The following is a 22817-nucleotide window of genomic DNA, read 5'->3' on the forward strand; positions in this document are numbered from 1 at the left end:
TCGGGATGTCATTGGAGAAAAAATGAGCCGTGGTTGCAGGGAGCGTCCGGATATCTTGGCTGGATTTGGGGTGAGAATCACTAACGTATGAATCTTCAATGCTTTGAAAATATGCTTGGATCTTATCCGGAAACGGTAAATTTCCTTACCGCGCTAGCAACGCCATCAATCGCTTTTATTGCTTTGATCTTTGCTGCATTTCAATGGCATACCAATCGAAACCGTTTAAGACATGAGCTGTTTGATGCACGCTATCGACAATATGATGCCGTTAAGAAATTTCTTGGCAGTTTAGGTGCTTCAGGGAAGATGACACCAGAGTCTGAAGTGGAATTTCTCAGAGAAACCAAGGGTATATGGTTCACTTTTTCCGAGAAAATAGCTAAATACGTTGACGATAAAGTGTGGGCCTTGGCAGTTCAGCTAAACCTTTACAATGAAGAGATGAAAGACCCGCAGCGAATCGAGGACGGCGTTGCCAAGCAGCGAGGCGATTTGATGAAAGAGATAATCAAGGAGCTCAGAAATTCGGAGGATATGTTCTCTAAATACTTGCAACTAAAGCACTGAATTTAACAAGCGTATGTTGTCGGGCTATGAACTTCACCCGCTAGAACGGACACCTCAATCTAACGAGGAGTCTGTTGATGCCAAGATATACGCAACCAAGAAGGACGTGGCAATATACCAATGAGTTCAAGGTCAAGGCGGTAGAGCTGAGTCACCTGGAGGACGTGAAAGTCCAGGAGGTAGCGAGGACACTGGACATCCATCCCTTCATGCTTTCCCGGTGGAGGAAGGAGTACAGAGAAGGAAAAATTGTGGCTGACAAGCGTAGAAAGCTTACCGGTCTTGGCAAAGAGAAGAAGCAACTCGACCGTCTCAAGAAGCTTGAGCGGGAGAATGCGAGACTGAGGCAGGAGAATGACCTGCTAAAAAAGTGGCAACGGTATCTGGCGGAACAACATCAGAGCGCTTTGGATTCGTCCAGAGACACGGAAAGCGACTAGGTGTCAGATACCTGTGCAATTGGCTGGGTGTATCGCGCACTGGTTACTACGATTGGTTGAAGCGCCGACCGAGCAACCGGGCCAGAGAGGATGTGGAGCTCTCCCAGAAGATCGTGGAGATCCATGCGGCAAGCAGAGAGATTTACGGCAGCCCACGGATTCATCGCAGCCTACAGGCTCAGGGAACTAGTGTTAGCGCCAAACGGGTTGCCCGGCTGATGCGCGACATGGGTATTAAGGGAAGGGTTGTGACAGTTACACGAAGAGCGCCGAGACTGAGACGGTTTCAACAGGCGGGTGAGAATCTACGGTTGCAAGAGGCCACCCCCGTACGGAGCGATCAACAATGGGTTGCAGATCTTACCTACATAAAAGTCGGTTCGCAGTATCAGTACCTGATCACGATAATGGACGTATTCTCTCGCCGAATACTCGGCTGGTCTTTAAGCAGGAGTCGCACCGTTGATGATGTACTGCCATTGCTGAAACGGGTGATCGCCAGGCGGCAGCCACGCTCTGGGTTGATATTCCATACGGACAGAGGGATAGAGTTTATGGCCTACGCGATACAGGACGAGCTCGAAAAGCACGGTATCCGAAAAAGCTACAATCGCTTGGGCTATTGCACCGATAATGCCCACATGGAATCGTTTTATCACAGCTTGAAGGGAGAGCTAATCAGGGGCAGGAAGTTCGACGACGAGCCCGCGCTACGATCTGCATTGGCGTGGTACGTTGACGGGTTCTACAATCGAACGAGACTACATTCGGGCATCGGCTACAAAAGCCCGATACACTATGAAGCTAGAGCGGCGTAAAGCGTGTCCGTTTTATCGGGTGAGGATCATGGTGTAGTTCCCCCGGTTTAGTGGACACCTTCTGATAACTTTTTCTGATGCATGCTTGTTTCATGAAGATTGTGAGGCTCACGTCACGCAAATAGTGAACCCGCCAATAGGAGTAAATGGTGAGTAAAGAAGAAACAGACGCGGGGTACGTACCACCTTATTTCCTAGGGCAGTGCGACCAGCAGATAACCGGGGGCAAGACGTGTCAACGTCCAGTTGGACCTAAGTCCAAAACCAAAAAGTGTATTTTTCATACTCCGCTGGATGACGTGAATCGCGCATCTGATCAGGCATTTATGACAGAGCTCGTTAGCCTGATTAGGCAACGGGATGGTGACTGGCGGGGATTCGTCTTCCCAAAGAAAATTGAGCTATCAAGAAAAATCACTACTGTCCGGTTAATTATGGAACAAATTCAGTTGGTTAGAAATCATGTCATCCTCCAGGATCTGTTTGGTGTCGAGAAAGTCCTTGTTTAAAGGGATATTTTCGAACAGGGTGATGGAAAATACCTGTAATAGAGTGTAGAGCGAAGGCTGCAAATCGAGGCGCTTTTTGATGATAGCGACGAGCACATATACCGACACAGCGGTCCAGATTTGCACCTTCACCGCGTTCTCCGATGTGCCGTAGAACTTCTTGATCCGGAGATGTTGCTTGATCCATTTGAAAAATAACTCGACTTGCCAGCGGGCCTTGTACAGCTCGCAGATGGTTATTGGTGGAGGACCGAACAAGTTGGTCAGGAAAATGAGTGTTTTCTCTGTCTCTGGATCTTTGAAGCGAATCCGACGCAGATGGTGGGGATAATGTTTGTGGCTGTAGAATCCCGACAGCGCCACCGTCTGATCGCAGATAATGCCCTGCGTCCGGTCGCTCGGAGCAGAGTAGATCCGCCGCAGGTCGGTATTCGATTTGGCGCGGGTGACAAAGAACGCTCCGGCGTCGTGCAACCCAAAGAGCCGTTCGAAATCGAGGTAAGCACGATCCATTACGTAGATTGCTGCCGGCTCCGGAATCAGCAGGTCGAGCACGTTGACATCGTGCATCTTGCCGTCGGAAACATGTATAAAACTCGGGATATTTCCGCGCAGGTCCAGCAGCGTGTGCATTTTGACCGCTGCCTTGGTGCTTCGAAATGGTGCCCACGGAAACAGCGAAAGGCAGAGGTCGATGGTTGTCGAGTCGAGCGCGTAAACCGTGTTCGACAGATCGAGCCCCAGGTCTTCTTCGGCGTAGAGCTTGCGGGCCTGTGCAATCAGCCGTTGCGCAAACTCGGCGTAGATTCTCCAGTCTCTCCGCTCGTTGGCATCGGCCAGCGTAGAGCGCTTGATCGGCGAACGAATGCCCATGTGGTAGAGCTTGGCCGATTGCGCCGAAAGACACGCTTCTATATCGCGCAGGCTTTCCCGGTAGGTCAGTTGCGCAAATGCCAGCACACGAAAATGTTCGGTGCACGGCAGCGTGCGTACACGACGATTTCCTGCATACCGATCGACGATTCGCGTGAACGTAGTCCATGGCAGGAAGTCCATCAACTGCGCAAACAGAGTTTTGCCGGTGTACATGGGGAGTCCTCTGGGAATAGATTCCCGGAAGGTCACCTGAAAGCGCAGTCGCGCTCAAGTCGACACCACAAATATTTGGCGAAAAAATTAGCCTATTCATACAGTTACGTGAATCATGGACTTAGTTAACCGGACAGTAGTGAAGAAAAATATCTATCAATATCGATGTGTCTGATGCGATATTCGGAGAGCTTACTCTCAAGAATGCAATACTATCTGATTCGATCGTTGCGCGAGGAGTCACCTTCAACAGTAGTGTTAGCATTAATGGGGCGGAGTTTCATTCCGAGTTGAATTGTGAGCGCTCTACATTCAAAGGAGAGCTGTCAGTTGAGAGGACGAAATTTTCAAAATCTGTGAATGCCCGCGAAGTAATATATCGGGGGCCAGTTCGGATACAAGGGTCAAATTTTGAAAGTTCCTTAGCATGCACAGAATCTGTCTTCGAAAAGGATTTCGCTTTCATGAACTCCAAGAGCAAAGGGGCATTTGGGATAGAACGCTCGAGATTTTGCGCAGACACATACTTTTCCGGCCGTTTCGAGCATCGTGCTAATTTTAATATGTGTCTGTTCATGGAGGAAGTGCGCTTCAAGCATACGCGAAACGTTGTTATTAAGGCTGGCTCAGCGAAGGAGCGTAGCGGCTTGACTGCTTCTCGGATGAAGAGATTTAAGGGTTGGACTAAAGAGCTCCTTGAGAGGATCGCATCAACGATTCATGCATGGAGTAAGAAACACTTCCCAGTAGAGCTCAAAGAGGAGGAGAAAAATCTGTCCTCTCTTTTTTACGGTGAGACACATCTAGAGAATATCCGTTTCGAAAAGCCGTCACGTGTTTTTTTTGATGGAGTTGATTTAGCAAAGGCAAGGTTTCTCGGTACCGCGCTTGGAGGTGTAGGTTTCCTAGGATGCAATTTTTACCAGCCGGGCCTCAGGAGGAACGGAATATTTGATGAAGGTTGGGTAATCGGATTGAGTTATATTGATAAAATGCGCCTTCTGCCGGCGGTAGAACAGCTAAATAGAGATATTCGGCTTTCTTTGGAACACGTAAAAAGCTTCAGTAAGGCAAATGATTTCTACGTCGGTGAGATTGATTGTAGGCGGCGGCAGCTTTCGTTTTTGAAAGCATATTTCTTGAGCATACCCGCCCTGTATAAAGTTCTGTCCGATTACGGAACAAGTGCGCTCCGTCCGTGCCTGTGGTTCTTTTTCTTCGGGTGCCTCCATGCTGCGATCATCGCGAAGCTTTTCCCGTTGAATGTTGAGATACAAGATTTGGGGTCACTCCACCAAAATCGTTCTTTTTTGCTGTTTGATACCTATGAGCTGAGTGCGATTGATCATGTCTGGCCCCAAGCCCGCGATCGACTACTCTACTCTCTGCAAGTGATGACACTCCAGCAGGGGAGGTCTGTCTATACGCCAGAAGTCCCTGCGTCGGCCGCCATTGGGTTTCTCAACCTTGTCTTTCAAATCCTCGGGCCGGCGCTCATAGCAGTTACTGCGTTGGCGTTGCGCGTGCAAATCAGGCGGTTTTGAGAAAGAGCCTACTGTAGGGCCTCAGCCTCCAAAGGTCCGCTCCTGGCCGGAAGCGGATCGTCATATTTTTCCGCAGCCGAGCTTTATCTTCCGACCCAATGGCGTCGATTGAAGATAACTGAGCACATGGCGACAGACCACTCGTCTCACAAAGCCCTCCGCCCGTTGCGCACGTGAGCAGGTTTACCTCCAATGCTGAAGTTTGGCACCCGGCACCAGCTCTTTAGTTTGCCCAAGACACTTCATTGAGATTCCCCAACTACAGCGCCGGCTCGCGGTAGCTGTCAATCGACGGGCAGGAACAGACCAGGTTCCGGTCCCCATAGACGTTGTCCACCCGGTTCACCGGCGGCCAGTATTTGTTGCGCCGCAGCGAGGCGGCCGGGTAGGCGGCCTGTTCGCGGCTGTAACTGTGGGGCCACTGCTCCGCGGTCACATCCAGCAGGGTGTGGGGTGCGTTGCGCAGGGGATTGTCTTCGCTGTCCAGCCGCCCTTCCTGCACCGCGCGGATTTCCTCGCGGATGGTGATCATGGCGTCGCAGAAACGATCCAGTTCCGCCAGTGATTCCGACTCGGTGGGCTCGATCATCAGCGTGCCCGCCACCGGGAAGGACATGGTGGGGGCGTGGAAGCCGAAGTCCACCAGGCGCTTCGCGATGTCCTCTTCGCTGATGCCACTGGCCTCCTTCAGCGGCCGGATATCGACGATGCACTCGTGGGCGACGGTGCCATTGCGCCCGGTGTAGAGGATGGGGTAGTGCTCCTTCAGCCGGTGGGCGATGTAGTTGGCGCTAAGAATAGCCACGCGGGTGGCGCGGGTCAGGCCCTCGGCGCCCATCAGCGCGATGTAGGCCCAGGAGATCGGCAGGATGGAAGCGCTGCCCCAGGGGGCGGCGGCAACCACATCGTTGTCGGCCGCCAGGCCCGGCACCGGCACTACCGGGTTTGTCGGCAGGAAGGGCTGCAGATGGGCACCAACCCCGATCGGGCCCATGCCCGGGCCACCGCCGCCGTGGGGAATGCAGAAGGTCTTGTGCAGGTTCAGGTGGGAGACGTCGGCGCCGAATTTGCCAGGGGAGGCGAGCCCCACCAGGGCGTTGAGGTTGGCGCCGTCTACATACACCTGGCCGCCGTGGCGGTGCACGATATCGCACACGTCCACTACTGTTTCCTCGAACACGCCGTGAGTCGAGGGATAGGTGATCATGATTGCCGCCAGCTCCGCGCTGTGCTTGCTGGCCTTGGTCTCCAGGTCTTCCAGATCGACGTTGCCACCGCCGTCGCACTCGACAATGACCACCCGCATGCCCGCCAGCGCGGCACTGGCGGGATTGGTGCCGTGGGCGGAGGAGGGGATCAGGCAGATGTCGCGCTGATCGTCGCCGCGGCTCTCGTGGTAGCGGCGGATCGCCAGCAGGCCGGCGTACTCGCCCTGGGAGCCCGCATTGGGCTGCAGGGAAATGGCGTCATAACCGGTGCACTCCTTGAGCATGTGTTCCAGCTCCGCCAGCAGTTGCTGGTAGCCTTCGGTTTGGTCCGCCGGTGCAAAGGGGTGCATGCCGGCAAAGCCGGGCCAGCTGATCGCCAGCATTTCGGTGGTGGCGTTGAGTTTCATGGTACAGCTGCCCAGCGGGATCATGGCGCGGTTGAGGGCGATGTCCCGGTCCTCCAGCCGGCGCAGGTAGCGCAGCATTTCGGTTTCCGAATGGTATTGGTGGAACAGCGGATGCTGCAGGTAGTCGACTTCGCGCTGCAGGGCGGGCGGGATACCGTCGATGGCGTCGTCGCGCTCACGGCAGCCGGTAGCCGGCCCCGAGCCGGTAACGACCGCCAGCAGCTGGTCCACGTCCTCCGCGGTGGTGGTTTCGTCCAACGCGATACCCAGCCTGTCGCTGCCGATGATGCGCAGGTTCATGCCCGCCGCCAGGGCGCGCTCAATAATCGCGGCCTGTTCGCCGCCAACGTCCAGGGTCAGGGTATCGAAGAATTGTGCGTTCACGGGCTGGATGCCCGCCGCTTCCAGGCCGGCGGCCAGCAGCCCGGTGAGCCGGTGCACGCGCTCGGCGATGCGGCGCAGACCGCCCGGGCCGTGATACATGGCAAAGAAGGCCGCCATGATGGAGAGCAGGGCCTGGGCGGTGCAGATGTTGCTGGTGGCCTTCTCCCGGCGAATGTGCTGCTCCCGGGTCTGCATCGCCATGCGCAGCGCCTCGTTGCCGTGGCGATCGACCGACACGCCGATGATGCGGCCCGGGGTGGAGCGCTTGTAGGCATCGCGGGTGGCGAAGAAGGCAGCATGGGGGCCACCAAAACCCATCGGTACGCCGAAGCGCTGGGAGTTGCCGACCACCACATCGGCACCCTGGGCGCCCGGTGACTGCAGCAGCAACAGCGAGAGGATGTCCGCGGCCACGGTGACCAGCGTGCCGGCCTCGTGGGCGCGCGCAATCAGCGGCTGCAGGTCGCGAACGTGGCCCCAGGTGCCGGGGTACTGCAGCAGCAGGCCGAAGGCCTCGGTGCTGCCCACCAGCTGTTCAGGATCGCCCACCACCACCTCAATGTCCAGCGCCTCGGCGCGGGTGCGTACCACGGCGATGGTCTGCGGGTGGCAGTCCTCGGCCACGATAAAACAGTTGCTGCGATTCTTCTTGTTGACCCGCTGCAGCAGGGTCATCGCCTCGGCGGCGGCAGTGCCCTCGTCCAGCATTGAGGCATTGGCCAGTTCCATACCGGTCAGGTCCATGATCACTTGCTGGAAGGTCAGCAGCGCCTCCAGCCGGCCCTGGGAGATTTCCGGCTGATAGGGCGTATAGGCCGTATACCAGCCCGGGTTTTCCAGCACATTGCGCTGGATCACGGTGGGGGTCCAGGTGTCGTGATAACCGATACCGATATAGGATTTGAGCACCCGGTTGCGGCCGGCGATCGCGCGCAGCCGGGCCAGTACCGCCTGCTCGCTCTGGGCGCCCCCAGGTCCATCGATTCACGGCGGCGGATGCCGGCGGGCACGGTGGCATCGATCAGCGCATCCAGGTTATCGAAACCCAGCAGTTGCGCCATGTCCCGCTGCTGCTCGGGCGTCGGGCCAATGTGGCGTTGGATGAATTCCTGGTGATGTTCCAGTTCCAGTAGGGAAGGGCGCTTCATGTGGGCTCCGAAGGCATTGGCTAAGGCTGATCGGCGGGGTATCAGGGAGGCCGAATGGTAGCAGCAGCGCCTGCGGTCGGCAATAAACCACATATTCAAATGAAGTCACAAAGATGCTTGGTTATGTGCAGCCAGCTAGAGAAGAGCCTCATCTCGTATTCGTACGAAATCCAACATGCGGCCCGCTATTTTCGGTTTGTTGAGGAATTGCCGGTCACGCCTACGATCAAGGTGGAACAGTACAAGCTTAAAAGTCTACTGTTGGCCGAGTTGGGTTTATAGTGCATCGAGCTCGGTTAGCTCTTGCATCAGTTCGTCAAGCGGAACCGTTTCAACAGTGTCTCCTTGTCGGAAACGGTGCCTGCCGGGGTAGACCACCAGTCGCCGTTGCGCCTTGAGGTCTTCGCAACCCTGGTAAAACCCCGGGAGGGTTGTGGCCGGTTCGCCGTGCGTTTTATTTCGATTGCCCAGCGCTGGTCGGGGCTGAATTCAAGGACCAGATCAATCTCCGCGCCTCTAGCCGTACGATAGAAAAATGGCTGTACCCAATTCGGAACGACGGCCAGAAGGTTTTCGATGACAAACCCCTCCCAACTCGCACCGGCCACGGGGTGGCTCAGTACCTCTTCGAGTGTCGTCAAGCCGAGCAGGCTGTGAACCATGCCGCTGTCGCGAAGATAGGTTTTGGGGGAGCGCACAAGGCGTTTTTTGATGTTGCCGTGCCAGGGCTGCAGGCGTCGCACCAGGAGCAGGTCTACGAGGAGGTCAAGGTAGCGATTGAGTGTGCGGGTGTCGATAGCCAGTGCCGCCGCCAATTTGGAAGCATTGAGCAGGCTGCCCTGATTGTGCGCAAGCATCGTCCAGAAGCGCCTGAGCGTCTCCCCAGGAACTCTCGAATCGAATTGGGGGATATCCCTTTCCAGGTAAGATCGTACGAAGTCCCGTCGCCAGGTCATACTGGCCCTGTCGGATTTTGCGAGAAAGGAATTCGGAAAGCCGCCGCGAATCCAAAGCATGTCCCGGGCGCCAGGTTGGATGCCGGCTGTTTCCAGGAGATTCAGCGGGCCGAGTTCCCGATAGGCGATACGTCCGGCCAGGGTTTCGGAGGTTTGCCGGAGCAGGTCAATGGAGGCGGAACCGAGAAACAGGAATTTTCCGGTACCGTGGCCTTCGCGACGGTAGGCGTCGATCAGGCCGCGAATGGGTTCAAAGAGGCCGGGTATGCGCTGGATTTCGTCGAGGATGACGAGCCTGTCCGAATAACGCGAAAGTATGTCCCCGGGGGTGCCGAGAACCGCGGCGTCTTCCGGGTTTTCCAAATCGAAATAGATTGATTCGCGGGTATCGGCAATCTGATGGGCGAGGGTGGTTTTACCCACTTGGCGGGGGCCCAATAGCGTAACCGCAGCCTGCTCGGTAAGCAGCAGCTCCACTGTCTGTTGGAGATCGCGCTTAATCATTGTTGTATTTTATACATTATGATGTTGGAAATACAACACTTATTTGCCGACGATACCCCTTCGGCGGGGGACCTGCGACTCACGCCTCCTGCGTCGGGAGGTGTTCAATGAATGAGCATTTTCAGCTGCATTTGTGGTGAAATAGGGATAGTGACCACCCTACAAATGGAATCCTTCAAATGGAACTGGTAGCGCCGCAGGCTCTGGGCCTGAACAGTGATCAACTGGCCCGAGTGAACGAGCATTTGCGCCAGGGTTATATCGAGGCCGGCAAGATCCCCGGCAGTGTAACCCTGGTGGCCAGGCGCGGCCGAGCCTGCCTGCTCGATGCGGCCGGCCAGCGCGACCTGGCCCGCGGCACACCGATGACGGCCGACACCATCTTCCGCATCTTTTCCATGAGCAAGCCGCTGACCTCGGTGGCCTTCATGACCCTCTACGAGCGCGGCCTGTTTTCGCTGGACGATCCGGTGCACCGCTTCATTCCCTCCTGGCGCCAGCTCGCGGTGCGCAAGGCCGGCGCGATTCCCGCCTTCGAAACAGTGCCCTGCCAGCGGCCGATGACGATCCGCGACCTGCTGCGCCACACCTCCGGGTTGACCTACGACTTCTTGCGCGAAACCAATATCGACTACGCCTACCGCAAGCTGCAGGTGGGCAATCCGCGCCCCGATTACCGCCTGCAGGACATGATCGACCAACTCGCGGAGCTGCCGCTCGAATTCTCCCCCGGGCAGCGCTGGAATTATTCCCTGGCCACTGACGTAGTGGGTTACCTGATCGAGGTGATCAGCGGCCAGTCCCTGCCCGAGTTCCTGCAACAGACCCTGTTCGAACCGCTGGGCATGGTCGACACCGGCTTCAATATCGCACCGGACAAGATGGCGCGGCTGGCCTCCTGCTACGAGCGCGACGCGGACAAACAACTGGTCTGCAACGACGACGGCCAGGACAGCCAGTTCCACGACCGGGTCTTTTACTCCGGCGGCGGCGGGCTGCTCTCCACCGTGGGCGACTACTACCGCTTCTGCCAGATGCTGCTGCAGGGCGGCACGCTGGACGGCCAGCGCATCATCGGCTCCCGCACGCTGGCCTACATGACCCGCAACCACCTGCCCGGCGGGGTTGATCTGGCCGGCATTGCAATGGGCCATTTCGCCGAAACCGACTACGACGGCGTGGGCTTCGGCCTGGGCTTCGCCACCCGGGAAGACCCCGTCCGCAACGGCAATCCAGCCACTCGCGGCAGCTACTACTGGGGTGGCCTCGCCAGCACGCTGTTCTGGGTGGACCCGGCGGAGGAGCTGGTAGTGATCTTCATGACCCAGCTGATGCCCTCGAGCACCTTCGCCTTCCGCAGCCAGCTGGAAGCGATAGTGTATGCGGCGCTGGAGTGATACGCCTACATTTACGGTACATTGTAGAGAGGTCGGCCGGGGTGCGGTGTTCAAGACCGTTTGCAGCATGGAAGCTGCAACCGAGCCTCCATGGAAGGATTTACGGCGTGTCTTGAACACCGCACCCCGGACGACATCTCGGCGGCCGAAGTGCCGGTCTCTAGCGTCACGATTTGGCACCTGCGGCTAAATATTCCGCAAGAGTATGGGGCTGTAATCCGCGCACCGCCTCAGTCGTGATTGAGCGGCGCTTCTGAATACGCAATGGCCGTGATGCACCAGGCCTGCTCCCCTGGGGACTGTGCACCACCACCTCATCATCCAGGCGCTTGCCCAGTATCGCGCGGGCCATCGGCGAGTCCATGCTCAGCTTGCCCGCCGCCAGTTCGAACTCGTCCGGTCCGACGATGCGCCAGCGGCGCTCGTTGCCAGCTTCGTCCTCCAGCGTCACCCAGGCCCCGAAGAATACCTTGCCGGTATCGGCGGGAGCCCGGTCCACCACCGTCAGCTCCTCCAGCCGCTTGCTGAGGAAGCGCACCCGCGAGTCGATTTCCCGCAGCCGGCGCTTGCCGTAGATATAGTCGCCGTTCTCCGACCGGTCGCCGTTCTTGGCCGCCTCGTGCACCGCATCCGTCACCACCGGCCGTTCCACCTTCCACAACTGGTGCAGCTCCCGGCGCAGGGCCTGTTCGCCCTCGGGAGTGATGTAGGTGGAGCCGCGGCGCCGCGGCGGTCGGTATCTGCTCATGGCGCGTATTCTATCGGCCCGCGATTCAGTACACTAGCGCGATGATGATCTGGAAGGAGCAACTGACGTGGTAACAGTGCGTATCCTGGCCGGCGTGGCCACCCTTGTATTGGTGGCGGCGACCGCGAGCGCCGATTGCCTGCAGCTGCAAGGCCAAATGCAGCAGGGCGGGCTGGTGTGGGGGCAGGTGGCCCCCGGCGACCGGGTGACGCTTGATGGCGAGACGCTGGATGTGCTGGACGACGGCACCGTATTTGCCGGCTTCGGCCGCGATGCCCCGGCCACTGCGACCCTGGTCGTGCAGGGTGAGGACAGCTGCCGCCAGACGCTCGACATCGCTCCCCGCCAATACAATATCCAGCGGGTGGAGGGCGTGCCCCAGCGCACCGTGACTCCGCCCCGGAGCAGCTCGAGCGCATCGCCCGGGAACGCCAGCTGGTTGCTGCAGCCAAGGGCCGGCGCCTGGCGCGGCCGGACCTGTTGGCCCAGGCGCTGGCGGGTTTCAGCTGGCCGGTGGAAGGCCGGATCTCAGGCGTCTACGGCAGCCAGCGTATCTACAATGGCAAGCCCGGCAGCCCCCACTACGGGGTGGACGTGGCGGTCCCCACCGGCACCGAAGTGCGGGCACCGGCGGCCGGTGTGGTAACCCTGGCGGAGCCCGACCTGTTCTACTCCGGCGGCACCATTATCCTGGACCACGGCTACCTGCTGTCCTCGTCCTTTCTGCACCTGAGCAAGCTGCATGTGGCCGTGGGTGATGAGGTAGAGCCGGGCGACCTGATCGCCGAAGTGGGCGCCACCGGCCGCGCCACCGGGCCCCACCTGGACTGGCGGATGAGCTGGCGCAGCGCCCGCATCGATCCGCAATTCCTGGTACCACCCATGCCACAGCCCTGAAAAATCCGTATAATGGCGCCCCTTTGCAAGCTCGGAACCTGTCATGATTGACGAAAAACTGCTGAGTATCCTGGTGTGCCCGGTGACCAAGGCGCCGCTCAAGTATGACCGGGAAAAGGAAGAGCTGGTGTGCAAGGCCAGTGGTCTTGCCTATCCCGTGCGCGACGGCATTCCCGTCATGCTGGAGAGCGAGGCACGCGTGCTCACCACCGACGAGAAACTGGGGTAACCATGTCCGACACCATTTTTGGCAAGATCATCAGCGGCGATATTCCCACGGAGTTCCTGTACGAGGACGAGCACTGTGTCGCCATCAACGACATCCACCCGCAGGCACCGGTGCATGTGCTGGTGATCCCGAAGAAGGGGATTCCGCGGCTGGTGGACGCAACGGCCGACGACCGGGACCTGCTCGGTCATCTCATGCTGGCGGCGGGCCGGATTGCCGACCAACTGGGTGTGGCCGATGCGTTCCGGTTGATCGTCAACAATGGCGCCGGCGCCGGCCAGACCGTGTTCCATCTGCATCTCCATATTCTGGCGGGCAAGTCTTTCGCCGAAGGCCAAATGACAGGCTGAATCTATGAAAACCGTAGCGCTACGCGAGGCCTTCCTGGCCTATTTCGAGGCCCAGGGACATACCCGGGTGCCCAGCAGTTCGCTGGTGCCGGGCAATGACCCGACCCTGCTGTTCACCAATGCGGGGATGAACCAGTTCAAGGACACCTTCCTGGGCAATGACCCGCGGCCCTATGTCCGCGCCACCAGCAGCCAGCGCTGCGTCCGCGCCGGCGGCAAGCACAACGACCTCGAGAACGTGGGTTATACCGCCCGCCATCACACCTTCTTCGAGATGCTGGGCAACTTCAGTTTCGGCGATTACTTCAAGCGCGAGGCGATCCGCTTCGCCTGGGATTTCCTCACCGGAACGCTGGGCCTGCCCAAGGAGCGCCTGTGGGTCACGGTGCATGTCTCCGACGATGAGGCAGCCGATATCTGGCTCAAGGAGATGGGGGTCAGCGCCGAGCGTTTTTCGCGGTTGGATGAGGACAACTTCTGGCAGATGGGTGATACCGGACCCTGCGGCCCCTGTTCCGAGATATTCTACGACCACGGACCGGATGTGCCCGGCGGCCCGCCCGGCAGTGCAGGCGATGATCTCGACCGCTATATCGAAATCTGGAACCTGGTTTTCATGCAGTTCAACCGCGATGCCAGCGGTGAGCTGACGCCGCTGCCCAAGCCCTCGGTGGACACCGGCATGGGCCTGGAGCGCATCGCCGCAGTGATGCAGCAGGTGCACAGCAACTACGAGATCGACCTGTTCCAGGCGCTGATCCAGGCGGCGGCCACGCTGCTGGCAGTACAGGACCTGCAACACAATTCCCTGCGCGTGATCGCCGACCATATCCGTTCCTGCGCCTTCCTGATTGCCGACGGCGTGCTGCCCGGCAACGAGGGCCGCGGCTATGTGCTGCGCCGCATCATCCGCCGCGCAGTTCGCCACGGCAACAAACTGGGTGCCCGTGAACCCTTCTTTCACCGACTGGTGGAACCGCTGGCGCTGGAGATGGGCGCGGCCTATCCCGAACTGGTGAATGCCAGGGAGCGGATCGAAAAGGCGCTGTTGGCCGAGGAGGAGCAGTTTGCCCGCACCCTGGACAACGGCCTGCAGATCCTGCAGGAGGCGTTGGCCGGAATCGAGGGTACGGAGATTCCCGGCGAGGTGGTGTTCAAGCTCTACGATACTTACGGCTTCCCCACCGATCTCACCAATGACATCGCCCGCGAGCGCGGCCTGACACTGGACATGGACGGCTATGAGGCCGCGATGGCGGCCCAGCGCAGCCGCTCCCAGGAAAGCGGCAGTTTCCGGGTGGATTACAACGACGTCCTGAAGCTGGAGGGCAGCACCGCCTTTACCGGCTATGACGGCCTGGAGGGGCAGGGCAGAGTAATTGCGCTACTGTGCGATGGCGAGGCAGTGGAGCAGCTGGAGGCGGACCAACAGGGCGCTGTGGTACTGGACAGCACTCCCTTCTACGCGGAATCCGGTGGCCAGGCCGGTGACAGCGGTTATCTGCAGGCTGACGGTGTGCGGCTGGAGGTTACCGATACCAGCAAGGCCGGCAATCATCACCTGCACCATGTCAAGGTGCTGCAGGGCAGCCTGCGCCCGGGCGACAGTCTGCAGGCCCGGGTGGACGCGCAAGTACGCCAGCGCACCCGGCTCAACCACTCGGGTACCCACCTGCTGCACGCGGCGCTGCGCAGGACTCTGGGTGACCATGTCAATCAGAAGGGCTCGCTGGTCGATGGCGAGCGGCTGCGCTTCGACTTTTCCCACGGCGAGGCCGTGAGCGCTGCGCAACTGGCGCAGATCGAGGACCAGGTCAACGCCCAGATCCGCGCCAATACCGCGGTGACCACCCGCCTGATGAGCATGGATGAGGCGATCGCCGCTGGCGCCATGGCCCTGTTCGGCGAGAAGTACGGCGACGAGGTGCGGGTGCTGGCCATGGGCGAGGACGATTTCTCGGTGGAGCTGTGCGGCGGCACCCATGTCGACCGTACCGGTGATATTGGCCTGTTCAAGATCGTATCCGAGTCCGGTATCGCCGCCGGTGTGCGCCGCATCGAGGCGGTCACCGGCGCCGGCGCGCTGGCGGCGGTGGCCGAGGCTGAACGGCAGCTCAATGCGGTCTGTGAGGTGGTCAGGAGCAACCGGGATACAGTGGTGGCCCGGGTCACTGGCCTGCGCAGTGAAAACCGCGAACTGGAAAAGGAAATCGCCCGCCTGAAGCAGAAGCTGGCGAGCGCGGCGGGCGGCGACCTGACGGCCTCGGCGGTGGATGTGGCCGGGGTCAAGGTCCTGGCCGCCAATGTCGACGGCGCCGATGCCAAGTCCCTGCGCGACACCCTGGATCAGTGCAAGAACAAGCTGGGCAGTGCGGTAGTGCTGCTGGCGGCAGTGGATGACGGCAAGATCGCGCTGGTGGCGGGGGTGACCCGTGACCTGACCGATCGGGTCAAGGCCGGCGACCTGATGCGTGAATTCGCTGGCCGCCTCGGCGGCAAGGGCGGCGGCCGCCCGGATATGGCCCAGGGCGGCGGCAGTGACGTCGCGGCGCTGGAAGATACGCTCAAGACAGTACCGGACTGGTTGCGCGAGCGGCTGCAGGCTGCCCCGGCATGAGTTTGATCGTCCAGAAGTTTGGCGGCACCTCGGTCGGCAACGTGGCCCGTATCCAGCAGGTGGCCGAGAAGGTTGCCCGCTTCCGGCGCGAAGGTCACGGCATTGTGGTGGTAGTGTCGGCGATGAGCGGCGAGACCAACCGCCTGATCGCGCTGGCCCACGAACTGCAGTCGCAACCGCTGCCGCGGGAAATGGATGTACTGGTGTCCACTGGCGAGCAGGTAACCACGGCCCTGCTGAGCATGGCGCTGACGGAATTGGGGGTAAAGGCCAAGTCCTACACCGGCACCCAGGTACGCATACTGACCGACGATGCCCACACCAAGGCCCGGATTCGCGACATCGACGACCAGCGGCTGCACGCCGACCTGGATGCCGGTTACGTGGTGGTGGTCGCCGGCTTCCAGGGTGTGGATGACAACGGCAACATCACCACTCTGGGCCGCGGCGGCTCCGACACCACGGCGGTGGCGCTGGCGGCGGCGCTGAAGGCGGATGAATGCCAGATCTACACTGACGTCGATGGCGTCTATACCACCGATCCACGGATGGTCGACGGCGCCCGGCGCCTGGAGCGGGTCACCTTCGAGGAGATGCTGGAAATGGCCAGCATGGGCTCGAAGGTACTGCAGATCCGCGCGGTAGAGTTTGCCGGCAAGTACAATGTGCCCCTGCGGGTGCTGCACAGCTTCGAGGACGGCCCGGGCACACTGATTACGCTGGAGGATACACAGCAGATGGAAACCCCGACAATCGCCGGAATTGCGTTCAATCGCGATGAGGCCAAACTGACCATGCTCGGCGTGCCCGACACCCCTGGCATGGCCTCCCGGATACTCGGCCCTGTAGGCGAGGCCAACATCGAAGTGGATGTCATTGTCCAGAACGTCGCCGCCGACAATTCGACCGATTTTACCTTTACCGTCGGCCGGGCCGACCTGTCGCGGGCGCGGGAGATACTGCAGGCGGTTGCCGATGAGCTCAATGCCCGGGAAATCCGCGCCGACAGCCGGATTGCCAAGGTGTCGGTCGTGGGTGTGGGCATGCGTTCGCACGCCGGCGTCGCCAGCAGGATGTTCAGTGCCCTGGCCGAGGTCGGCATCAACATCCAGATGATTACCACGTCGGAAATCAAGATTTCGGTTATCATCGAGGAAAAATACCTGGAACTGGCGGTTCGGTCGCTGCATTCAACATTTGGCCTCGACAAGGAACCCACAGATGAATCCGTGGCCTAAGCCACGGTACATTGCGTTTTTCACGATCTGGGCTACAACTGTTCAGATCAACCCGGGCAGCCGCGAGGCGCCCTCCGGCGCCGGAAATGCCGGATGACAGGAGGCAGGGACTTATGCTTATTCTGACCCGCAGAGTTGGGGAAACTCTCATGGTAGGGGACGAAATCACCATCACGGTACTGGGTGTCAAAGGCAATCAGGTCCGTATTGGTGTCAATGCGCCACGCGATGTGGCGGTGCACCGGGAAGAGATCTACAACAGGATACAGGACGGCGAAGACGTCCCCGCAGATGACAAGGCCGACGACTGACAATGCCGCGAGCACCGATCCTGGCCGCAGCATTCGCCGTTTGCGTCGCTGTAGTACTCCCGGCCTGCCAGCAGCGCGATACCGGTGCTGACGCCGATTCCGCCGCCCACTATCAAGTAGAGGTCATTCGCAGCGACTACGGCGTCGCCCATATTACCGCTGATGATTTCGGCAGCCTGGGCTACGGTGAGGGCTATGCCACGGCCGAGGATCACGTCTGCAACATTTCGCGCGCGCTGGTACAGGCCAGGGGAGAGCTGGCCCGCTATTTTGGGGCAGGTGAGGACAACGAACACCTCGCCAGCGACGTCGCCGTGCGGGCGATGGACATCCACAGTCAGGCAGTGGCGGCCCTGCGGCAACAGGATGCGGACAACCTGGCCTGGCTGCGTGGCTACGCCGACGGCTACAATCGCTACCTTGCCAGCAAGAATGGCAACCGGGCCGGTTCCTGGTGTGATGGCGAGCCCTGGTTGCAGGCCATCACCGACCTCGACCTGATGGCACGCATGGTGCTGCTGGCCCAGACGCTGCCGCGGATGGGCGCTGCCCTGTTGGCTGCGCAGCCGCCGGCTGCGGGGGCCGATGCCACGGCGGCCATCGTGAGCCCCCGGCAACTGGCGGCTGCCGCCGATGCGGCCGCGCTGGAAGGCATGGGCTCCAACGCCTGGGCCCTGGGAGGCGAGCGCACCGAGAACGGACGCGGCCTGCTGTTGGGCAATCCCCACTATCCCTGGTATGGCGACAACCGGTTCTGGGAAAAGCAGCTCACCATCCCCGGCAAGTTGGATGTCTATGGCGTTCATCTGCTGGGAGCGCCCGGCGTCGCGATAGGCTTCAACCGCCAACTGGGCTGGAGTCACACCGTGTCCGACAGCCAGCGAGTGGTTTACTACGCGCTGGAACTGGTGCCGGGCAAGCCCACTACCTATGTCTATGATGGCCGCGAACAGGAGATGACCGCCGTTACCGTGACAGTACCGGTCCGGCAGGCAAACGGCGCGCTGGAGGATCAGCAGCACACGCTCTATTTCAGCCATTACGGCCCTGTGCTGACCCTGCCGGGCATGCCCTGGAGCGAGACCACCGCCTACACTGCCCGCGATGCCAATGTCGGCAACGCGCACCTGCTGTCCCAGTGGAAGGCGATGAACCTCGCGGATGATGTGGAAGCCTTTATCGATGCCCACCGCCAATGGAATGCCATGCCCTGGGTCAATACCATTGCCGCCAGTGCAGACGGCCGCGCTCTGTATATCGATAATTCCTCGGTCGGCAACCTCAGCGACGAGGCGATTTCCCTGTGGCGTCAGCGCCTCGAACAGGATCCGCTGACGGCACAGCTCTATCAACAGCGCGGCTTCGTGCTGCTCGATGGCAGCGACAGTCGTTATCAGTGGGTGGAGGATCAAGCCGCGATGCTGCCCGGCGCCGTGCCGTTCGGGCAGCGGCCATTGCTGGAGCGCCGCGACTACGTCTTCAACGCCAACGACAGTTACTGGCTCAGCAATCCCCGGCAGCCACTGACCGGCTACTCCCCGCTATACGGGCCCGAGAATACGGCGCGCAGCCTGCGCACCCGGATGAACGCCCGGTTGCTGGCACCCGACAGCCCCTATGGCTACGCGGGTGAGGATGGCAAGTTCTCCATTGAGGAAGTACAGCGGGCCCTGTTTGGCAATGACAGCCTGGCCGCCGCGCTGCTGCGTGATGCCTTGGCACAGGCCTGTGCCGGAGTGGCCGAGGTCGAGGCCGCCTGCGCCGCCATTGCCGCCTTTGACGGTCACTACAACGAAGACAGTGCTGGTGCGGTACTGTTCCGGGAATGGATCACCAGCTATGATTATGCGGACGGTCTGCGCGCAGGCCCGCTGTTTGCGGCCCCGTTCGACCCCGGCGCGCCGCTGTCCACGCCCCATACTCTGGCCGACAGCGAGCTGGCAGTGCAGAATCTCGCCCGGGCTGCAGCCATTCTCGAGGCCGCCGGGTTGCCTCTCTCCGCCACCTTGGGCGAGGCCCAGTTCGCCTATCGCGGCAGCGAGCGCATCCCGCTGCACGGTGGTAATCGCTTCGAGGGCGTGGCCAACCTGATGGTGTCCGGCGATCCCGGCCATCCCATTGCCTCCATCGACGCCGAGCCGGTGGCGGACAGCGAGCTGCTCACCCGCGCCGGCTATCCCGTCATTCACGGCAGCAGCTTCATCCTGGCCCTGGGCTTTGATGACGACGGCCCCCGGGCCGAGGCCCTGCTGACCTACAGCCAGTCCGGCGACCCAGACTCCGAACACTTCAGCGACCAGACCCGGCTGTACCGCAACAAGCAATGGCGCCCGGTGCTGTTCGAGCGCGAGGCCGTAGAGGCAAACGCACGCTCAAGAATCGAACTTGTTGCCCCCCGTCGTTGAGCCGGCCCTTTGATTTTCCAGTCATTGTGGTATCATGCCGCGCTTCTGGAGAGGTAGCCGAATGGCTGACCCGAAGGGCGAGGAGCGCAGCGACGAGTAACGCGCGCCCCGGGGATCCCGTAAAAAGTTTTGGAGAGGTGGCCGAGTGGCTGAAGGCGCGCCCCTGCTAAGGGCGTATAGGGTAAAACCTATCGAGGGTTCGAATCCCTCTCTCTCCGCCAATATCACTTATAAATCAATGGCTTACGGGCGGTAAAATAAAATTACCGCCAACACTCCCGCCATAAATAAAGTGCTTAGATTTTGCATAATTGCACCGGTCTTCGCCGTGGATTGCACTAATGGTATTATTGTGTTGACAAATTATTAGCCAAGCTAGTAGATTGTCCTTGAGTCGGGATCGCTGACCTTTCAGTGTCTCTGGAACTTTTTCCAGCCTGGCTCACCTAATTCCGTTAAGGCCACTGTACATGTGGCCTTATTTTTTTCTAATAACAATCGCAAATCACTATGCACTTGTTGTACCTCGATGATTCAGGGGCAGTCGATGACCCAGCCCAACCGTTCTTCGTGCTGGCCGGTGCAAGTGTATTCGAGCGGAGAACCCATTGGATTGAAACGCGACTCAATTCAATAGCGGCAAGATTCGATCCAGCAAGACCCCACGAACTCGAACTCCACGGCTCGCCCATGCGATCCGGGCGTGAGGGCTGGAAGCAGTTCCCTTTATGTGATCGGTTAAAAGCAATCTGTGATGCGTTGACACAAGGCGTTGTAGAGCAGAGACAGGGGGTTACTTTGTTCGGAGTGGCGATAAAGCGCGGCGCTGACTTAAATGGACAAGACCCGGTGGAATACGCGTTCGAACAGATTTCGAATCGCTTTGACCGCTTCTTAATGAGGAAGTATCAAGAAAATGGTGACCCTCAGAGAGGGGTAATTATATTTGATAAGTCTACGACTGAAAGAAGAATCCAGACTCTCGCACGAGACTTCAAGCACGAAGGCCATACATGGGGGAAAACTAGAAACTATGCGGAGGTCCCTCTGTTTCTCGACTCAAAGTCGTCGCGCCTAATACAGTTGGCTGATCTCGTGGCGTTCGCTCTCTATCGCTTCCAAGCGCATAACGACAACTCATTCTACCAGATCATTTCTCGTCAATTCGATTCCCACAGCGGAGTCGAACACGGCCTGCACGTACGTTACTAAAGCCCGGGGGTTACCCGGGCTGAGAGTGCGCTCGGATCAGTTCTTGCTGACCAGGAATGCCAGAGGAACGGCTTTGCGCTCCACTACTCGCGACCAGTTGGCCGCCAGCTTCAGTTCCGCAATGGTGGGGGACTCGCCAGCCACTGAGCCGTCATCCCACTTGAAGCCGGCAGGGTGAATAGCCAGGTTCAAACGGCTGTGCAGTATCTGCTGGCCGGCGCCATTGCCTGCTGAGGGGATATTCTCCACCTCGGTACCTTCCGCTACCCGGGGGCTTGACATGCCCCAGCCCACCGCACCAGGTCCGAACAGGACGGACGTATAGTTGTAGTCGGCTGGATCTTCCGGGTCGGAAACGTCCTCTTTCGGTAAGCCATCATCCACGACCACCGCCAGGCCCCGGAAGGTTTGGAAGGGACGCCCGGCGCTGTCCTGAATCGTCGCGATCAGATCATTTTTCAGGGCAGTACGGTAGATGTCAGAGTGCATCGCAATCGCTGACACGGCGCTGAGGTTGTCCCCAAGCGATTCCGTCGCATCAATCACGGCAGATGCGCTGAACTTCGCGGCGTCTCCGGCCTCCCCGGTGATGTCGAGTACCAGGTCTTCATCATCGCTGGCAATGTTGTCTGCCAGGATGCCTTCAAGGGAGGCAATCAGGCGGCGCTGAATCTGCCGGTCCCAGTAGGAGGTTACCCGCCCCTGCACGCGCACCAGGGCATTGCTGCCCGCCAGCTCGCTTGCCAGGTTCATTGCGGACCAGGATTGGTGCAGGAAGGACTTACGTACTTGCTGCTTGGCGGCATTGATCTTCTTGGGCGTCGAGAAGGATGCCGGGTTGTCATTGGTCACATTGGCTTCGTCGTTCGCCAGGTCATTCCAGAAGGGAACAGAAAAACTATCGGCACCCGCTTGCAACTGCTGTTCAATCACCGCGTTTCGGGCGGCGACACCGGACATCACAAGGGCGGTTCGCTCGAAGGTGTTTTGTACGATGTAGTCAGTGAATTCAGCGGGGACGATAACGTCCAAAATTTGCACTACGGCCATGGATAAATCCTCGAATCGTTGAGTGTGATTCGAGCCAAGCGACTAGCTGAGCATCGTTGCCGACTTCGGCGGGGGTATTACAGGGGTGCCCACGGGGCGGAAGGGGTGTGCTGCGCCCACAAGGCGGTAGCACAGCCCCAAGTATAGCATTCATCGCAGGCCGGTGGGCAATCTCTCCGGGGCGGGTTTCGGTGCATGTCCAGTGCCGGTGCCCACTCCACCGGAGGCCCTGGAGCCAATCACTAGCTTGGCGAAGTTCTCCACATGATCGGAGCGTTCCTTTTCTGGCTTCCATCCTTCAAGCACCAGGTCTTTGATGTCGGCCTCGGTAAAGGTTGCCTCTCGGTCATCGATCATTGCGGGGTTGCCCTCAGTGTCCCGGATCACCACATTCTCGTTATCCAGTTCAAACCGATAGCCGCGGGATTCAAACTCGGTGCGGAAGTGCTTGGGCAATACCGCTACCCGGTCCAGCATGGCGTTCACAGGTTTTTCGAGCATCAGGCGGCGCAGGTCGCCCTGGGCGGTGTCGCGTTCGGTGCTGAGCGCTTCTGAGTGCTCCACGGCCTCTGCCAATTTCTTGCGGACTTTCTTCAGGTCGGCCAGCAAATCCGCGTTGTGCTCGCGCAGGGTTTCGATTTCCTGCTGTTCGGGTGTTTTCTCGGTCATGGTTATTTCCTCGGGTCATGTTTCAGGACGGGCTTGTAACATAGGATGCGACGCGGGCTGATGCCGACCGCCACATAGGTGGAATCTTCGGCTTTGCGAATTAAAAAACTGCCGTAT

The 22817-nt window shown here is 59.4% G+C and carries 18 protein-coding genes, 1 tRNA gene and 1 pseudogene; 13 read left to right on the forward strand and 7 right to left on the reverse strand.

Annotated elements, in window-relative coordinates; all coding sequences use genetic code 11:
* The first annotated feature begins 87 nt into the window (after positions 1–87).
* Positions 88–570, forward strand: coding sequence for a hypothetical protein (locus G3T16_RS17745; RefSeq protein ID WP_163496388.1), 483 nt, complete (start codon positions 88–90; stop codon positions 568–570).
* 77 nt (positions 571–647) lie between these two features.
* Positions 648–1828 (forward strand): IS3 family transposase gene (locus tag G3T16_RS17750; RefSeq protein ID WP_163494256.1). Its coding sequence is split into 2 segments (ribosomal slippage): positions 648–933 and positions 933–1828, totalling 1182 coding nucleotides; the frame shifts between segments, so codons are not numbered across the junction.
* 428 nt (positions 1829–2256) lie between these two features.
* Here G3T16_RS17750 and G3T16_RS17755 read toward each other — a convergent pair.
* Positions 2257–3426, reverse strand: a complete 1170-nt coding sequence (locus G3T16_RS17755) for an IS4 family transposase (protein ID WP_163494389.1) — start codon at positions 3424–3426, stop codon at positions 2257–2259.
* A gap of 464 nt (positions 3427–3890) precedes the next feature.
* On the opposite strand from G3T16_RS17755, the gene G3T16_RS17760 reads away from it, so the two are divergent.
* Positions 3891–4970 (forward strand): hypothetical protein, encoded by a 1080-nt coding sequence (locus G3T16_RS17760; RefSeq protein WP_163496389.1) that lies wholly within the window; start codon positions 3891–3893, stop codon positions 4968–4970.
* Positions 4971–5229: 259 nt separating this feature from the next.
* Here the strand turns inward: G3T16_RS17760 and gcvP are convergent.
* Together gcvP and G3T16_RS17770 are read right to left on the reverse strand one after the other, a co-directional pair.
* Positions 5230–8117, reverse strand: a pseudogene (gene gcvP / locus G3T16_RS17765) (aminomethyl-transferring glycine dehydrogenase).
* Positions 8118–8425: 308 nt separating this feature from the next.
* Positions 8426–9577, reverse strand: a complete 1152-nt coding sequence (locus tag G3T16_RS17770) for an ATP-binding protein (protein WP_197911733.1) — start codon at positions 9575–9577, stop codon at positions 8426–8428.
* Between the two features lie 179 nt (positions 9578–9756).
* Between G3T16_RS17770 and G3T16_RS17775 the strand changes: the two genes are divergently transcribed.
* The gene (locus G3T16_RS17775) at positions 9757–10974 is read left to right on the forward strand and encodes a serine hydrolase domain-containing protein (protein ID WP_163496390.1); all 1218 of its coding nucleotides are present in this window, start codon (positions 9757–9759) and stop codon (positions 10972–10974) included.
* Between the two features lie 166 nt (positions 10975–11140).
* Here G3T16_RS17775 and greB read toward each other — a convergent pair whose 3' ends face one another.
* Both greB and G3T16_RS22875 read right to left on the reverse strand, forming a co-directional pair.
* Positions 11141–11722, reverse strand: coding sequence for a transcription elongation factor GreB (gene greB / locus G3T16_RS17780; RefSeq protein WP_163496391.1), 582 nt, complete (start codon positions 11720–11722; stop codon positions 11141–11143).
* Between the two features lie 25 nt (positions 11723–11747).
* Positions 11748–12071, reverse strand: a complete 324-nt coding sequence (locus tag G3T16_RS22875) for a hypothetical protein (protein ID WP_332102841.1) — start codon at positions 12069–12071, stop codon at positions 11748–11750.
* Between the two features lie 131 nt (positions 12072–12202).
* Here G3T16_RS22875 and G3T16_RS22880 point away from each other — a divergent pair, with 131 nt between their 5' ends.
* From G3T16_RS22880 to G3T16_RS17825, 9 genes are all read left to right on the forward strand, one after another.
* The gene (locus G3T16_RS22880) at positions 12203–12619 is read left to right on the forward strand and encodes a M23 family metallopeptidase (RefSeq protein ID WP_332102842.1); all 417 of its coding nucleotides are present in this window, start codon (positions 12203–12205) and stop codon (positions 12617–12619) included.
* Between the two features lie 43 nt (positions 12620–12662).
* Complete coding sequence (locus G3T16_RS17790) at positions 12663–12848, forward strand: Trm112 family protein (protein WP_163496392.1); 186 nt, start codon at positions 12663–12665, stop codon at positions 12846–12848.
* A 2-nt stretch (positions 12849–12850) separates the two neighbouring features.
* Positions 12851–13198 (forward strand): histidine triad nucleotide-binding protein, encoded by a 348-nt coding sequence (locus tag G3T16_RS17795; protein ID WP_163496393.1) that lies wholly within the window; start codon positions 12851–12853, stop codon positions 13196–13198.
* A gap of 4 nt (positions 13199–13202) precedes the next feature.
* The gene (gene alaS, locus G3T16_RS17800; protein WP_163496394.1) at positions 13203–15815 is read left to right on the forward strand and encodes an alanine--tRNA ligase; all 2613 of its coding nucleotides are present in this window, start codon (positions 13203–13205) and stop codon (positions 15813–15815) included.
* Entirely contained in the window at positions 15812–17053 is a 1242-nt protein-coding gene (locus tag G3T16_RS17805; protein ID WP_163496395.1) for an aspartate kinase, read from the forward strand. Before alaS ends, G3T16_RS17805 begins: the two co-directional genes overlap by 4 nt.
* 113 nt (positions 17054–17166) lie before the next feature.
* Positions 17167–17364 carry a carbon storage regulator CsrA gene (gene csrA, locus G3T16_RS17810; RefSeq protein ID WP_163496396.1) on the forward strand — a complete coding sequence of 66 codons (198 nt, stop codon included), beginning with the start codon at positions 17167–17169 and terminating at the stop codon, positions 17362–17364.
* 2 nt (positions 17365–17366) lie between these two features.
* The gene (locus G3T16_RS17815) at positions 17367–19769 is read left to right on the forward strand and encodes a penicillin acylase family protein (RefSeq protein ID WP_163496397.1); all 2403 of its coding nucleotides are present in this window, start codon (positions 17367–17369) and stop codon (positions 19767–19769) included.
* 131 nt (positions 19770–19900) lie between these two features.
* Positions 19901–19990, forward strand: a tRNA-Ser gene (locus tag G3T16_RS17820).
* A 289-nt stretch (positions 19991–20279) separates the two neighbouring features.
* The gene (locus G3T16_RS17825; RefSeq protein ID WP_163496398.1) at positions 20280–20981 is read left to right on the forward strand and encodes a DUF3800 domain-containing protein; all 702 of its coding nucleotides are present in this window, start codon (positions 20280–20282) and stop codon (positions 20979–20981) included.
* Between the two features lie 36 nt (positions 20982–21017).
* Here G3T16_RS17825 and G3T16_RS17830 read toward each other — a convergent pair whose 3' ends face one another.
* Positions 21018–22031: a major capsid protein gene (locus tag G3T16_RS17830; RefSeq protein ID WP_163496399.1), complete on the reverse strand. Its 1014-nt coding sequence runs from the start codon at positions 22029–22031 to the stop codon at positions 21018–21020.
* 150 nt (positions 22032–22181) lie between these two features.
* A complete protein-coding gene (locus tag G3T16_RS17835) occupies positions 22182–22700 on the reverse strand; it encodes a hypothetical protein (protein ID WP_163496400.1) in 519 nt (172 codons plus the stop codon).
* Positions 22701–22817: the final 117 nt, after the last annotated feature.

The sequence above is a fragment of the Kineobactrum salinum genome, from assembly GCF_010669285.1.
Classification (GTDB): Bacteria; Pseudomonadota; Gammaproteobacteria; order Pseudomonadales; family Halieaceae; genus Kineobactrum; species Kineobactrum salinum.